This window comes from Clostridium sp., assembly GCF_036642255.1.
In the GTDB taxonomy this organism is placed as follows: Bacteria; Bacillota; Clostridia; order Clostridiales; family Clostridiaceae; genus Clostridium_J.
Genome location: NZ_JAVWDJ010000064.1, coordinates 1 through 13,463, shown reverse-complemented (window position 1 = coordinate 13,463; position 13,463 = coordinate 1). Strand labels below are relative to the sequence as shown.

Sequence of the window (13,463 nt, the reverse complement as noted above, 5' to 3'; positions counted from 1 at the left end):
TGCGTTGAATTTGTCATAAAATTCACCATTAAGATATTTTCTTAACGCGCAGTCAGCCCATGTTATATCTTTATAAGCATCATGGTAAGGGCGTTGTTCTATAATATCTTCGGTTATAATTAAAGCCGTATTGTTTTGTATGTCAAGTATTCGCCATTCGTATCTGTCAAGTACTATTTTATCTCCTACTTGCATTTTTACCTCCCTGTAGCGTTATATTTTCTCGGAATCTCTAAGCCTTAATTTATCTGGCTTCCTGATTCCGTTTTCATTAAAATCCCCAACTTTTTCGCTGCAAATTTTGACAATTACACTCTTGCAACTATATTCCATAATAGTTTATAAAATCCTCCCTTATTTAAAACAATATAGGAATTTTTAAGTAAGATTGATTTAATTTATACTTTAAATCTAAGATACCCTTTATGCAAAGGTCGTCTTTTAAATCAAAAGCGACGTATGTTTTGCCTACGTCGCTTGATAAGAATAGTGAGTACTACTATTCTATTAACTCTATTTAAACTTGGAATTATCATAATTATATGGGATACTAGTGCCTACGACTACATCTTCAATCTTTTCGATGATTAGCCAGTCATCCATATTATTTTGACGATCAAATTCTAAAGGGGCAATTTCCTTAACATCTTTAAACTCAACTAAGCATAAGCATTTTTTATGCCATCTTTCTTTTTGCTTACTAGACAGATTAAGAATACTTTGATTTTCTTGAAGTGTTTTTACAATTTCATCTTCTGTCAATTTAACATAGTTTTGAACACTTACTACCGTAGCCAAAGCAGATATCTTTCCTGTTCCTTTTTTCATAAAGTATAGCGTTTCACCTTCAAAAACTCTGCTATGAGGAATTTTTCTTCCTGCCGCACCTCTTACAATCATAGTCTTAGTACCATCAAGGATTTTCTCCAAAACCTTTTCTTTGTCATCACAATATACCAAATGCACCATTTTTTAATCGCTCCCTTCATTGTATATAAATAATTTTTATTCCCTCTAATAAAACAAATTCATCTTAATTATTCTTAATGGATATTATACCAAATATTATATCAATAGGAAAGTTATCCCATTATTCTATTATACAATCAAATGTAAAATAAAAACTCCTCAAAAGAGGAGTCTATTCATTAACTATTATTTAGCTACAACGTTAGCAATATTTTTTTCATTTTGGATTACATTTACATTAGCTTTTTTAGCATCATAGATTTTTTTAATTTGTTTTGCATATTTATCTGCTAATGCCTTTGCCTTACCGCTATCAGCATCATTTTTTAATGTAATATCTGCAGTAACAGTATCATTATCTTTTGATGTATTAATCCCCATAACCCCTTCTTCACTTTGTATTTTCATCATTAGTTCAGTAATATCTTTTATCTCACCAGATTCAAATTCTACATTTTGTGAAGTAGTATTTTCACTATTACCATCAGCTATAGCACTATTTTTTGCAGTACAACCCGTTACAAAAACAAGAGCTGATATTAATATCCCAATATATAAATTTTTAGCTTTCATAATATTGTCCCCCCTTATATATTATTGAGTTTACTAAAAATCATACTATCACTGTATATACGTCAAGTCAATGTTACTTATATTTATTAACATTAAATTAATTAAGCTATGCCTAAGAGGGTCTTTCTACTGGACATTCTTCACCTGTTATTTCTGTGTATTGTTGTTGAGTAATTTTAGGTTTAGGACAATTAATAGAATCCCAAACCATAGTCTTACTCCATAAACCATTAACATAATATCCTTTGATTTTTTCAAAAGTAAGCATATTATATCAATCCTCCCATCATTAAAATATATTCCATGTTTGCATTACTTAATTCAAGTTGTGCTACTTTATCCTCAAGTGTAATTGGTCTATTTTTTGCATCAATTTCTTTTGCAAGGATGTATTCATTTTCTGTTATTTGAATTATATCAGGATTATTGATTATTTCACCATTATAACTGAAATATGCTGTATTTTCTGCTGAAGGATATAACTGAGTACCGCTTTCAATTAGATTTATGTCCAATCCTTTATAATCACACATACCATTGTTTGATAGATTTTTTATTTTAATATACATTTATACGACCTCCATATTTATATAATTTAACATATTACCAACTGCTGCTGAGTTACCAATAGTATTTCCTACGATCATATTGGTGTTTGTATCCCAAAAAATAAGCGATGTTCCAGAACTATATACAATAAGTGTAGAGGAAATAAATTTTGCGAAAGAATATGTTATTGTGCCGATATTTTTTTCTTTTAATTTTGTTCCATTATTATATACATATAGATAGTTTGAATTATAAAAACTAATGTTACATGTTTTTATATCGCAACATGCTTGCCCCATATAATGCGTATTGTTTGTTGAATATGTTATTGAAAAAATTAAGTTTAAGTTTAACTCATAAACAAGGCACACACTATTATTGCTATTGGTAGTCCCAAATACGTAGATATACTTACCATCATGTTTAAGATTGCCACCCGTTGATGTGAGCGATATAGCAACATCAATTGTTTCGAGCAATGTGTCGGTAAAAGTATAAAATTTTCTCGTTAATTTAAGCCCTGTTGATGAAACTATTGAAAATTGATAATACCCACTTACATCTTCTTTAATAATTGCATCGAATCCGTATAAGAATTTGTAAAATGTGCTTCCATTTGGCGAAGGTATACTACTAGGTATTCTCCATGCTGCACCTTTTGAACTTGAGCTACGAACAAAAAAATTGCTACCTACCCTCACAAGGCTTAAAGGTTTATTTGTTTTTATATCTCCACTTGCTATAGCCGAACCATCTTGTTTTAATATAGTTAAAGCACCTAATGCATTGATATTAAGTGTTGGATTTGCACCACAATCTACATGAGGAAGTATTGTTATAGTCATTCCATCTAAATAAGCAGCAGGAACTGGGCTTAGTGTTACAGTATAAGCTGTGGCAGTTCCAGTTGTAACTGCAAAAGCATTGTTCGCTACATAGTCATTTTTATTTGTTTTATCAGTATTTAAGCTTTCAATTTCTGTCTCCAATTCTCCCAATTGTAACTCCACCGTCTCACTCAATGACGTTAAATCGCTATCCAATGCATACTGGGGATGAGGATCTAATTTATCCTCATGTACTTTCACCTTTGATTGTGCCCCAGATGGAGTTTCAGCTCCTAGATCTGCTGCCGTTAATACTACTTCTCCTGTTCTCCCATTAACCTTTGTCACTGGAACCTGAATATTACCTATTTCTTCTTGCAGGTCTTTAATCTTGTTATCTATTTTAAGATTATCTTCATTAAGATCCTGACGCTTTATATATTCATTACCCTGCCACTGACTTAAACCAATTACAGGTGTTTTATTAGCACTAGGCATTTTTGCACATCCTTTCTAATATATATGAACTTCAAGTTCATCCCAGGTAAGATTCAATACATCCCACTGGTCCCACGTCCTATTATATTTTTCAAACTCATCCCAAGTTAAATAAGTATATTCAAATTTGTAATTCAGGTGCGCAGGTTTGATTTCTTCTATAGCTTTTTTCAAGTCCTCCATATTAGGTGGAATTCCTTTAACACCTACGAATTTAATTGTAAATTCATAGGCAGCATTATTTTCAATTAAATCAACTTCACCATTACTAAAGCTTTCAGCCACATTTCTTATTAAACTTACAGTTACAGTTCCTTGTCCTCTTAGTTTAGATTTAATTCTAGATCTTCTATAATCTACGTTCAAATTATTATTCACATCTAAGCCTAATTCACTTTCCCATCTTTCAAGGGTGAAATCAGCTTTATCTATGAAAAATTGATTCAAAATATTATCTAATCTACTATGAAACCTATTTAATTCCAAAGCATTAGAACTATTAATATTGTCTATAATCTTAGATTTTCTGTAGTATAAAGGCATATAAGAAAGGAGTGTAGTTTTTCTATCCAATAACCACACCCCCTAAAACTGCTACTTCTTCATCTTCAATAGAAATATTTATAATACCACTATTAATCTGCAGGTCACTATAATCTATTACTCCACTAGAGTTAAATATAATGCTTCCTAATTTAGCATAAGATACATAGGTTTCTTTGTATGCTATGTCCTTTAGATAACTTGCAATATTATCTTCAATAGTTTTTTTAACCTGGTCTAAAGTAAAATTTTTAGTATCTATAACAAGATTTACACTTATATTTATATCTTTTTCCACTGCAGAACTAACTGTGACAGTTGCTCCAATTGGTCTATTATTTTCGATATGTGCTGCGACTTCACTGATTAACTCAGCACTAGCTCCACGCTTATTAGAATTTATGATAACTACTTTCACGGTGCCATTTCCACCCCAAAGAGGAAATACTTTTGCATCACCTACTCCAGTAACTTCTTTTGACCAATTAAGATAATGCCACTTGTTTCCACTTGTTGCAGGAGTTCTGACCTTGTCATAATATCTTTGTCTCAAGGATTCATTTATTTCCTTATCATATCCATTACTAAATGCTGCAGTGTTACTAACACTTGTTAATCCAGCTAGTGTTACAGGAAAGTATTTTATTGCTCCTATGGGAACATTGCCTATTACTCCTGATTCCTCACATTGAACTTTCACGATTGAGTGTCCTGTGTTATCTATAATTTTATCTTCAAGGAATATGAAGTTTACAGTATCACTGGCTACTTTATCACCTTTTTTTATTGTTGCTCCATTGGCTCCAACTATTAAAACCTCACCATTAGATTTAGTAGCTAGCTTTCTATATAGTCCTTGTTGTATTACTTTAAGATCAAGCCACTCATCCTCTGCTGTATCTACGAAACCCTTATTTAATATATCATCAGCTTTTAAATCCAAGCCTTCTAATTCAATAGCCACTGGTTTGGTTGCATCATAGAAAAATCCTCCCTCTGATTTATCATACTCACTAGAAATATGAGATAAAATTCTAGCATGAATAACTTCTTTGCTTTCAGCCATATTAGAAACTCACCTCATTTCCTAGTGTTCTTCCATCCTTTAATAGCACTCTAAAGCTTACTTTCAAAATCGGATTATCCTTTTCAATATTCCAATTGTCTAAGCCTAAAATTAATGGATGCTTTAATAGAGCTGCAGCCACTTCTCTTCTAATCTCACTTTGAATAAATTCTATAGGATAATTATTTCCTACTATCAAATCCTGAAGAGTTACTCCATATTCAAGCCTTGTATCTTCCTTCTCATATACCTTAAACTTATATTTTTCAGTTCTAAGAATTTTTTCAATCCAAACTTTTAAGGCTTCAATATCTTCTATTACAACTAACTTACCATCCTTTAGCACAAAATCTCCTGTATTGAAATCAAATAAAAAAGACTTACCTATATTATTAGATAAGACTGTACTTTGAATTTGATTTATATTAACTTCTTCTTGTGGGAATATCACAATTTCACCACCTTATCAATTAAAAAGAATCTTTGTTCATCATTTGTTGGAATTAAAACTACCTCATCATTTCTAACCAGTACTTTGTTATAGATAGCATCGCAAATTATAAGATTATCTTTATCTAAAACTACCTTTTTCCCTAAAGATATTTTTATATTTGGAAATGCAGCAATCACCTTTCCAACCTGAGTTCCTAGTTTCTTAGGATTATTTCGTTCATGAAAAAGTTTCGCTAGCTCACTTACAGAATCCATTATATCAACTCCAAACCCAATTGCATTTTATGAATACCATTAGCTATATTATGAGTACAATCTTTAATTAAATATCTTCCACTCATTCCAGTGAAACTCTCACTAAGTTCAAGTATTCTTCCAGCTCTTGCATCATCATGTCCAGGTAATTCGAAAGAAGTATCTTCAAATATTTTACCAAGATCCTTCAGCATATTATTGGCTATATTTTTCGCCTTTGCTATATCCTTTTCATCAATTTCATAATTTTGTTGAAGCCATCCATACCTTTCAATCAAAGAGTAATCTCTAGCGGTTGTAATAACCTTGAAACTTTCTTCTCCACTTTGAATAATTTGTATTGAATTCTTCATATTTTCAATGCTTCGCGTTCTACTTGGATTAGCTATAAACTTAGTTATATCAAGGTTAGTTCCGAATAAATTTGTAGTTAATTTAATTACCTTATCAATTTTCTTTTCAATATAAAATTTATTAGCTATCATTTCCATGGTATATTTAATTCCTTGATCCTTTTCAGCTAGTTCTAAAATTTCTTTTATAATATCACTCAAGGTACCTGATAAAATCTTTTTTATTTTAGTTGGAATACTTACTATATAACCAATTGGTATTCCATACCCTTGGCAAATGGTCCTTATTGCATCACTTGCAGTTGTGTTAAATTGATATATATCCTCATTTTTATTTAAATAAAAAGCATAATCCATGGCATGGTATTCAATTGAATTTTTACCTTGAGCATTATCGCTAATAACTACACCTTGATAAATTTCTTTATTATCATTAAAAAGCAATACTAAATTCCCTGGATTAATTAAACCAACTTTATTATGACTTAAATTAAAATCTAACTGCTCTGCTAATTCATTTATACTACTTCTGCGAGTTATATATCCTACATCTCCAGTTACATCCATTTGCCCAATATTTCTAATAAGTTTATGCATTATATCAGCTCCTTGAATTCACTGATAGTCATATTATAATAAACATCTCCTGAACCATCTCTGATTCCATATTCAAAGTTATCTATTGTTATTGGCATATTAATATTAGTGCTTGTAATAATTAACCTCATTTGTTTTTGTGAACTTCTCCACTCTTCAATTTTATTAACATACTCAAAGCCTTTATAAGTATTATCTCTTAAAAATCCATAACTCTTCACAGGAAAGAAACTACTTAAACTTAAAGCTTTTAATCCTTTAAGTCCTATGAGTTTTAATTCTCCAAGAGATATGCTCTCGAAAACCTCATTTTTTTGTGGTGAACTTATCATCACTTCATTTGGAATCACAGGAAGTTTAATAACTTCACTTCTATCACTTTTATAAATAAAAATATCCATATCAAACCTCCTACATATTCTCTAATGCTAGTTTTATTTTGGGTACTAATATGTTTGCTACTTCTTCAGCACTCATATTGGAGCCATTTATATTAACTATTACCTGCGGATTTTTACCACTTCTATTTTCCTTTGCAGTAACTACCTTCTCTCCTCTGTGCAGCTCTGCTATATAACCATCATAAGGAACATAGTCTAATCCATTAGCATGACTACCATCTACACTGGTTGCACCGCCTCTTCTTCCACTAGATGTATTACCTTTATTTTTCCCACCTAACCAACTAGCAACTTTTCCTACCCCATCTGCTACCCAACTTAGTCCACTAGCTAGCATATCAAAAATAGGACTAACAAAGTCCCATGTGTTACTCACTACGCTTTTAATATAAGGAAATGCTAATTGAAACCCTTCAAACACTGCTCTGGTTCCACTGGATATAATACTCCATATAGGTTCAATAATAGGCATTGTGGTATTTATAACTTCTTTCATTCCACTCCATGATGTACTCCAAAGTTCCTTGAAGAAGCCAACTTTACCACCAACCCAATCAAACTTCCCAGCAATAGTTGTCCAATTATCAGTTACTAATTTTCCAAATTCACTGGCTTTACTTCCTACAAAGGCTAATCCATCTCCAAGTTTCTTAGAGAAACTTGCAAACTTAGGGCTATCCAATAAAGTAATTATACTTTGTAGCATTGGTTTTGATTTTTCCAACATACTAAGTCCCCAATCTTGAGCTTTAGATCCAATCTTTCCTTTAATAGTGGACATTAAACCAGCTCCTGTATTAGATAACTTAGCAGCACCGCCAGCAAATTGTGATTTGAGCTTTCCATCTACTACACCTTTAAATCCAAGTTGTTCAAACTCTTCTGCTGATACCTTAGCATTAAACTCCTTGAGCCTATCCATTTCGCCATTCTTAGCATCGGCCAAGGCCTCCATTGCATCTTGTACAGTTTTCCCTGGAGTTAATGCTGCCATATCCTCTGCAACTTTTACAAGTTCCATTGCATCCTTGGTATTACCACCGGTTACTCCTAAAGCTCTTGTACCTGCTCCGATAACTTCACTAGATGTAAAGGGTGTAACATTTGAATTTTCTCTTAGGTCCTTAAGAAATGAATCTCTCATTGAATTAACTTCAGATTCTGATTTGTCTTTGTTGTTAATTCCAATAAAGTGTCCCATGGATACCTGTTGTTGCTCAAGCTCTGAACCACTTTTAAGCGCCCCTATTCCTGCTGCACCTACACCAGCTGCTGCCCCAAATAGACCACCCTTAGCAATACCAGCTAATTTGCCACCAATGTTTTTTATTATAGGGCTTGCTTTATCAGTTATTGCAATTACTGGTTTAAACACTCTTCTTCCTAGAGATTTTAGCTCATTCGTAGTCTTATTAAGCTTTCGTGACATCATATCCTTGTATGCCACTGCAGCAACTACCTTTTTTCTCAATGGTTCTAAGTTCTTTTTTAACTTTTCAATTGTTTTATGTGCTTCAGTAGCATCAAGTTTTGCTTTTATTTTATTTTTATATGTCTTTTCTAATTCTTTTCTAGCACTTTTAACATCTTCCTTAAACTGGTTTTGTTCTTTTCGCACCCCTCTAAGGGTAGCGCTCATATTATCTTTAAGTGTTAATACTGCACCAATAACATGTTTTTTCCCTGCCATGTATTTTCACCACCTAAAAAAGCAAAATCACCTACCAAAGGTAAGTGATCTAGCTTTAATTTCTTCTAACTTTTCATCAAAGGCTAAATCCATACTAGCCTTATAGAAGTCTTTTTCTATGGTTCTTAAAGCTCCAAGGTAATCCAGTGTAAACCCATTTTGGGTGTAATAATGTAAAAAATATAATTCTGAATTACCCTTAATTAGTTTTTTATTTCTTCTATGGAGTTTTTATATCCTGCAAATTCTACAATCGAAGTTGAGAGTCCTGCAATTTCTCCTGGATCAAAAATCTTATCTAAAATTTCATATCCCACTGTTCCGTAAGCTGCATGAAGTTGCGGGTCTTTTAAATTTGGCTCAATGCAGCTCTCATAAATTAAATATAAATCTGATTCATGAGAGTCTTCCATATCAAAACAATCAGACATTAATTCTGCATTAGGCTTCATAATAGTTACAGTACCATCAAGACTCTTCACATAAAATTCTTTAGTTTCTTCTTTCTTCTTTTTTATATTTTCAGCATTTGCAATTAGCTCTGCTATATTTAACTTCTTCTTTACCATTGTATTTACTTCTTTAGACATACAATCCCTCCTAAATTACGTTTATTACATCAAGGAAACTTGCATCACTTGGTGTAAATCCAAATTTGTATTCATCTTCTAACTTCTTACCTTTTTCAAAGTTGGCTAAGGTAATTTCATCAAACCACACATTCCCTATACTCACTCTTTCACTTTGCTTTCCTACTGTGTCAGGATCGCTTAGCTTACTAACAAGAGTGCTTCTAGGATCTTCCCCTTTTTTCCAGGCTTCAAGAAACTTTTTAAGATTTCGAGAAAACATCTTTTTAACCTTAATGCTGCCTTCTCCTTTTAACCCTACTAATTTTGAATCTTCATCCATCCCAATATTAACTTCTTCTCTTTTAGCTGTTACCTTTGCTTCAAAAGCCTCTAGTTCAAATAATAACTCTCCATCCCACCATACTTGTCCCCAAGTACCATTGATTTGGTTCTTACCTCTAATTTGAGACACAGAATACACCTCCTATATGTTTATTTCAAAATATAAATCTTCCATGGCATCAACAAATTTAGCAAAAGCGCTTAAAAACACCTTACTTCCAGTGTTGTACTCTTTAATTTGCTGATCATTAAGTGCTAAAACATCTACACCTTTGACAGTTAGATATTCCTTCTGAGCTATAATATTAATTTCTGCCCTATTATCCGTATTGGGGTCTAACACATCTGACTTTTCAAAATCCCTAAAATAAGCATTTAGTGCTGCCAAAAATAAGATTTTATTATCATAGTTGTTAATAACCTTTCCAGCATATTGATTTTGGAATGTATCCCTAATATCATCACGAACTAAATCCATACCTTCAACGATTTTTATTTTCTTAAAATCTTCTCCCTTGGTTGCTGAGGTGGTAGTTAAACTATTAACCCCTCTCCCTATTTTGATCTTATCGCCATCATTAATAAGGATTAGTTTTCCTTCATCAATGTCAGCGTTAGGATTTATTGATTCTTTTATTGACTCTAATTCTTCTAAGACATAATAAGTTGCACTTCTTGTAAGTGGTATTCCTGCTAATACTCCCGCAATTCTTGCAGTGTATTCACTGGCACTATATTTAGTTGTACCATCATAATTATCCTCTGTTGTGAAGTTAATAATTCCTTCATCATTACCAGCACAGTTAGGCAGTACTGCTTTAAATGTTTTCTTATCTGTATTTCTACAACCTTTAAACCATGTAGCTACATTGATTGTGTCCGCTTCATTAATTCCTGGTATGGCTAAGTAATTAAATCTTTTGATTTTTAATCTCTGTAGTGCTTCATTATAATCTGCAGCATCCGCAGCTATTCTTTCAATAATAACTTTTGCAGGCACTCCCATAAAGACTTTTGCTATATAATCATGGTTTTTAGCTGTAAAGTCCTCTTTTGAAACTTCTTCAATCCCTTTGTATATTTTAGTATGGAAGTCTACCTTAGTAGAATCTTTTAAAATTAAAGCTACTACACCTCTACCACTTCTTTGAATTGCGCTAGTTCCTTTACTTTGGAACTCTATAATTACCTCTGGTAATCCCAAATTAATCACCTTCACTTTCATTTAATTCTAATTCTTCCATCACTGTAATGCTCTCAGGGGTATATCCTAATTCCTCAACAATATCCTGCTTAGGAATATATATTGGTCCCTCTGGTGTAGAAACTTCAATGTAGTCTTCTGCATCTATAAATTCTAAAGCAAATTTAAACTGCAATACATTATCTGTGATATCAAAGCTCTTACCACCAAGTGTTATGGTTCTATCACAAACTCTTACCTTATTTTTAAATGTTTTATTTAACTTATCTAAGATCTTATAAATATCCTCATTGGTTTTGAATTCTGAGAAGTAATGAATATTAATCATAACAAGTTTTTCAGAATAGCCATTATAATCATTTTCAGTTATTGGTATTAATTGCGTAAAAAAAGCAGGTTTTTTAAACCCGCTTTTAATATCATTGGCTACTCTATTTATCTCTGGAAAACTATTTTTAAGTACTAAATTTACAGCTCTTAATAACTCAGTATAAGTAATCATAACTTTAAATCCTGTAATGCTTTATCAATAAAATTATGCAGCTCATCTTCAAACTCACCATTTTTCTTAATAACAGCCTTTTCAAGCATATGGACCCCAGGGTAATATCCATATTCACCATCACCATTTTTAATCATATGTCCACTTTCAACTAAATGAGAATGTGGGGCATCATTAGTAACTTTAGCTTCAATAAAATTTGCTGTGGCCTTATTTTTTCCCTTTGTACTTGTCTTCCAATGCTCAATTAATTCACCAGATTCAATTGGAGTATCATCTTTAGCTTGTTTCTTAACATCATTAGCTTGTTTTCTCATAAACTTCTTTGCTTCCTGAGGATACCTTTTATTTATTACATTAATTAAGTCCTTTTGAAAGCTATCAAATCCTTCTAATTCTAGAAACTTACTCATTATACACACCTTCTACAACCTCAGTACAAAATAAGTGAAGTTCCTTATTTAGCTCATTATAGTTAACCACATGATTAATATTAAAGTATTTTTCCTTGTGCTTTACTCTCATTTTAGTAGTAATCCCTGGAATATACCTTATAGTAATTTCATAGTTAAGACTTGATTGTTCTTTATTTTTTATTTGCTCTCTTCCATGACCTACACATTTAATACTGGCCCATACGTTTTTATAAACTTTCCAATCTTTCACTTCTTCTAATAATTCATTTTCAATATCAACATAATGTTGGACTTCAATTCTTTGTCTTAACTCTCCAGCATTCATGAGATCACCTCTTGGGTATAAACTAGTTGAGTTATTATAGATTGCAGTGAAAACTCTATCTTTTTAGAGATACTTCCAATGAGCACAGTATTTCTATTTTCGTACCAGTTTGAAATTAATAGTTGGATGGCTAGTTTATAAAGTGCCTTTGAATAATTTTTTCTAACTCCAGCATTAGATAAGTATTCTTCCGCTGCCAATTGAAGGGTTGAAAGAAGAGTATCCTCTTCCTCCCAATCTATTCTTAAAAATTGTTTTATTTCCTCTAAGTTCAAACTATCCCCTCCTTAAGGGTCGAGGGGAGTTTTCCCCTCATGGTGTTAAGCTAACTTTGCTAATAATAATTTAACAGCTTTTTTATCTACTAACTTACCATCAAATCTAAATATTCCTTTAACCTCAGTTTTATCTTGTCTCCAAGCATTTCCACCAATTTTAGTAGATTCAATGGACATACTCTTTCTATCAAACATGGTATATAGAAGTTTTAAATCTCCAATAATAAAAGGAGTTCTTTCCACAGCATCACCACCAACAACATTAGCTAAGAACTTTGATGGCACCTTTACAATCTCTTTTCCTAAGAAAGTATATCCACTAGCTTTTGTTACATCTGGCTGAAGATATGGTTTCTTGTTAGCATCTTCTAATCCATCCAAGTAATCATAGCCATGAGCATTAGTGAAGATTACAATATTATCTGAATCAATATCTTCTAAATCCTTATTTATTATTGATTTAAACTTCTTGATGGTTGGAACAGTATCCATAGACTCTTCATTTAACCCCTCTGCAGTCATGATTCCTTGGGCTGATTTGCTACCAGTGCCATTAAATACTTGATAGTTATAAGTATTTAACTCATTTTTAGCCATCCATTTTTCAATATAAGCTAACATATTCTCATCACTATCCTCTAATAGCTCATTAGTTAATGGGATATATCCTGCATACTTTCTGATTACATACTCAAGTTCATCAAATTCTGGTTCATGTAATGCCTGAATATCTGCTCCTTCATCCACGCTAGCAAAACCAGTTGCTTCAGGCTCGTTAGCTTCAATAGGTCTACTTCCCTTATTGGTTCCAACAGGTTCAATATTTATATACTTTCTCACATCAAAGGATTTTCGCTGCAGCTCCATGATTCTTGTCTTAACATCTTTAGGAACAGTTACTGCGCCTTTATCTGGAGATCCTTCTGGAGTATTTTCTTGCATCAAGTTCTTTACTTCCTCTGGAGTTGCTCTTCCAGTGATGGCTTTTGCTAAAATGATTCCTAGATCCTTAGAAGTTTTATTTTCTGTACCCTCAATAGGTAAGTTATC

The 13,463-nt window shown here is 32.3% G+C and carries 21 protein-coding genes; all 21 read right to left on the bottom strand.

The annotated features are described in order from the left end of the window. Positions 1-195: DUF6273 domain-containing protein (locus tag RR409_RS19370; protein ID WP_332559425.1), on the bottom strand; the 195-nt coding region annotated here is incomplete at its 3' end. Positions 196-513: 318 nt separating this feature from the next. Continuing rightward, entirely contained in the window at positions 514-969 is a 456-nt protein-coding gene (locus RR409_RS19365) for a hypothetical protein (RefSeq protein WP_332559424.1), read from the bottom strand. A gap of 186 nt (positions 970-1,155) precedes the next feature. Beyond that, positions 1,156-1,542 carry a hypothetical protein gene (locus RR409_RS19360; RefSeq protein WP_332559423.1) on the bottom strand — a complete coding sequence of 129 codons (387 nt, stop codon included), beginning with the start codon at positions 1,540-1,542 and terminating at the stop codon, positions 1,156-1,158. Positions 1,543-1,654: 112 nt separating this feature from the next. Beyond that, positions 1,655-1,810 carry an XkdX family protein gene (locus tag RR409_RS19355; protein ID WP_332559422.1) on the bottom strand — a complete coding sequence of 52 codons (156 nt, stop codon included), beginning with the start codon at positions 1,808-1,810 and terminating at the stop codon, positions 1,655-1,657. Position 1,811: 1 nt separating this feature from the next. Beyond that, on the bottom strand, positions 1,812-2,111 hold the full coding sequence (locus RR409_RS19350; protein ID WP_332559421.1) for a hypothetical protein: 300 nt from the start codon (positions 2,109-2,111) through the stop codon (positions 1,812-1,814). Continuing rightward, complete coding sequence (locus RR409_RS19345) at positions 2,112-3,416, bottom strand: hypothetical protein (protein WP_332559420.1); 1,305 nt, start codon at positions 3,414-3,416, stop codon at positions 2,112-2,114. 15 nt (positions 3,417-3,431) lie between these two features. Beyond that, on the bottom strand, positions 3,432-3,989 hold the full coding sequence (locus RR409_RS19340) for a YmfQ family protein (RefSeq protein WP_332559419.1): 558 nt from the start codon (positions 3,987-3,989) through the stop codon (positions 3,432-3,434). Beyond that, on the bottom strand, positions 3,982-5,025 hold the full coding sequence (locus RR409_RS19335; RefSeq protein ID WP_332559418.1) for a baseplate J/gp47 family protein: 1,044 nt from the start codon (positions 5,023-5,025) through the stop codon (positions 3,982-3,984). Before RR409_RS19335 ends, RR409_RS19340 begins: the two co-directional genes overlap by 8 nt. A gap of 1 nt (position 5,026) precedes the next feature. Then, a complete protein-coding gene (locus tag RR409_RS19330) occupies positions 5,027-5,476 on the bottom strand; it encodes a DUF2634 domain-containing protein (RefSeq protein WP_332559417.1) in 450 nt (149 codons plus the stop codon). Continuing rightward, positions 5,473-5,733: a DUF2577 family protein gene (locus RR409_RS19325; protein ID WP_332559416.1), complete on the bottom strand. Its 261-nt coding sequence runs from the start codon at positions 5,731-5,733 to the stop codon at positions 5,473-5,475. The genes RR409_RS19330 and RR409_RS19325 overlap by 4 nt, the downstream gene beginning before the upstream one ends. Further along, positions 5,733-6,683, bottom strand: coding sequence for a hypothetical protein (locus RR409_RS19320; RefSeq protein WP_332559415.1), 951 nt, complete (start codon positions 6,681-6,683; stop codon positions 5,733-5,735). Before RR409_RS19320 ends, RR409_RS19325 begins: the two co-directional genes overlap by 1 nt. After that, complete coding sequence (locus tag RR409_RS19315; protein WP_332559414.1) at positions 6,683-7,084, bottom strand: hypothetical protein; 402 nt, start codon at positions 7,082-7,084, stop codon at positions 6,683-6,685. The genes RR409_RS19320 and RR409_RS19315 overlap by 1 nt, the downstream gene beginning before the upstream one ends. A 10-nt stretch (positions 7,085-7,094) precedes the next feature. Further along, positions 7,095-8,774 (bottom strand): hypothetical protein, encoded by a 1,680-nt coding sequence (locus tag RR409_RS19310; protein WP_332559413.1) that lies wholly within the window; start codon positions 8,772-8,774, stop codon positions 7,095-7,097. A gap of 203 nt (positions 8,775-8,977) precedes the next feature. After that, a complete protein-coding gene (locus RR409_RS19305) occupies positions 8,978-9,364 on the bottom strand; it encodes a hypothetical protein (protein ID WP_332559412.1) in 387 nt (128 codons plus the stop codon). Positions 9,365-9,374: 10 nt separating this feature from the next. Further along, positions 9,375-9,818, bottom strand: a complete 444-nt coding sequence (locus RR409_RS19300; RefSeq protein ID WP_332559411.1) for a phage tail tube protein — start codon at positions 9,816-9,818, stop codon at positions 9,375-9,377. A gap of 12 nt (positions 9,819-9,830) precedes the next feature. After that, a complete protein-coding gene (locus RR409_RS19295; protein ID WP_336747211.1) occupies positions 9,831-10,892 on the bottom strand; it encodes a phage tail sheath C-terminal domain-containing protein in 1,062 nt (353 codons plus the stop codon). A gap of 1 nt (position 10,893) precedes the next feature. Continuing rightward, positions 10,894-11,394, bottom strand: coding sequence for a DUF6838 family protein (locus RR409_RS19290; RefSeq protein WP_332559410.1), 501 nt, complete (start codon positions 11,392-11,394; stop codon positions 10,894-10,896). Continuing rightward, entirely contained in the window at positions 11,391-11,807 is a 417-nt protein-coding gene (locus tag RR409_RS19285; RefSeq protein WP_332559409.1) for an HK97 gp10 family phage protein, read from the bottom strand. The genes RR409_RS19290 and RR409_RS19285 overlap by 4 nt, the downstream gene beginning before the upstream one ends. Next, positions 11,800-12,135, bottom strand: a complete 336-nt coding sequence (locus RR409_RS19280; protein ID WP_332559408.1) for a phage head closure protein — start codon at positions 12,133-12,135, stop codon at positions 11,800-11,802. The genes RR409_RS19285 and RR409_RS19280 overlap by 8 nt, the downstream gene beginning before the upstream one ends. Next, complete coding sequence (locus RR409_RS19275) at positions 12,132-12,410, bottom strand: head-tail connector protein (RefSeq protein WP_332559407.1); 279 nt, start codon at positions 12,408-12,410, stop codon at positions 12,132-12,134. The genes RR409_RS19280 and RR409_RS19275 overlap by 4 nt, the downstream gene beginning before the upstream one ends. Positions 12,411-12,455: 45 nt before the next feature. After that, the coding region (locus RR409_RS19270) for a phage major capsid protein (RefSeq protein ID WP_332559406.1) at positions 12,456-13,463 on the bottom strand (1,008 nt) is incomplete at its 5' end.

What these genes read in the sequence shown, in the direction of transcription:
- RR409_RS19365 (WP_332559424.1), bottom strand. Translation starts at nt 969, where the DNA reads ATGGTGCATTTGGTATATTGTGATGACAAAGAAAAGGTTTTGGAGAAA.
- RR409_RS19360 (WP_332559423.1), bottom strand. Translation starts at nt 1,542, where the DNA reads ATGAAAGCTAAAAATTTATATATTGGGATATTAATATCAGCTCTTGTT.
- RR409_RS19355 (WP_332559422.1), bottom strand. Translation starts at nt 1,810, where the DNA reads ATGCTTACTTTTGAAAAAATCAAAGGATATTATGTTAATGGTTTATGG.
- RR409_RS19350 (WP_332559421.1), bottom strand. Translation starts at nt 2,111, where the DNA reads ATGTATATTAAAATAAAAAATCTATCAAACAATGGTATGTGTGATTAT.
- RR409_RS19345 (WP_332559420.1), bottom strand. Translation starts at nt 3,416, where the DNA reads ATGCCTAGTGCTAATAAAACACCTGTAATTGGTTTAAGTCAGTGGCAG.
- RR409_RS19335 (WP_332559418.1), bottom strand. Translation starts at nt 5,025, where the DNA reads ATGGCTGAAAGCAAAGAAGTTATTCATGCTAGAATTTTATCTCATATT.
- RR409_RS19325 (WP_332559416.1), bottom strand. Translation starts at nt 5,733, where the DNA reads ATGGATTCTGTAAGTGAGCTAGCGAAACTTTTTCATGAACGAAATAAT.
- RR409_RS19320 (WP_332559415.1), bottom strand. Translation starts at nt 6,683, where the DNA reads ATGCATAAACTTATTAGAAATATTGGGCAAATGGATGTAACTGGAGAT.
- RR409_RS19315 (WP_332559414.1), bottom strand. Translation starts at nt 7,084, where the DNA reads ATGGATATTTTTATTTATAAAAGTGATAGAAGTGAAGTTATTAAACTT.
- RR409_RS19310 (WP_332559413.1), bottom strand. Translation starts at nt 8,774, where the DNA reads ATGGCAGGGAAAAAACATGTTATTGGTGCAGTATTAACACTTAAAGAT.
- RR409_RS19305 (WP_332559412.1), bottom strand. Translation starts at nt 9,364, where the DNA reads ATGTCTAAAGAAGTAAATACAATGGTAAAGAAGAAGTTAAATATAGCA.
- RR409_RS19290 (WP_332559410.1), bottom strand. Translation starts at nt 11,394, where the DNA reads ATGATTACTTATACTGAGTTATTAAGAGCTGTAAATTTAGTACTTAAA.
- RR409_RS19285 (WP_332559409.1), bottom strand. Translation starts at nt 11,807, where the DNA reads ATGAGTAAGTTTCTAGAATTAGAAGGATTTGATAGCTTTCAAAAGGAC.
- RR409_RS19280 (WP_332559408.1), bottom strand. Translation starts at nt 12,135, where the DNA reads ATGAATGCTGGAGAGTTAAGACAAAGAATTGAAGTCCAACATTATGTT.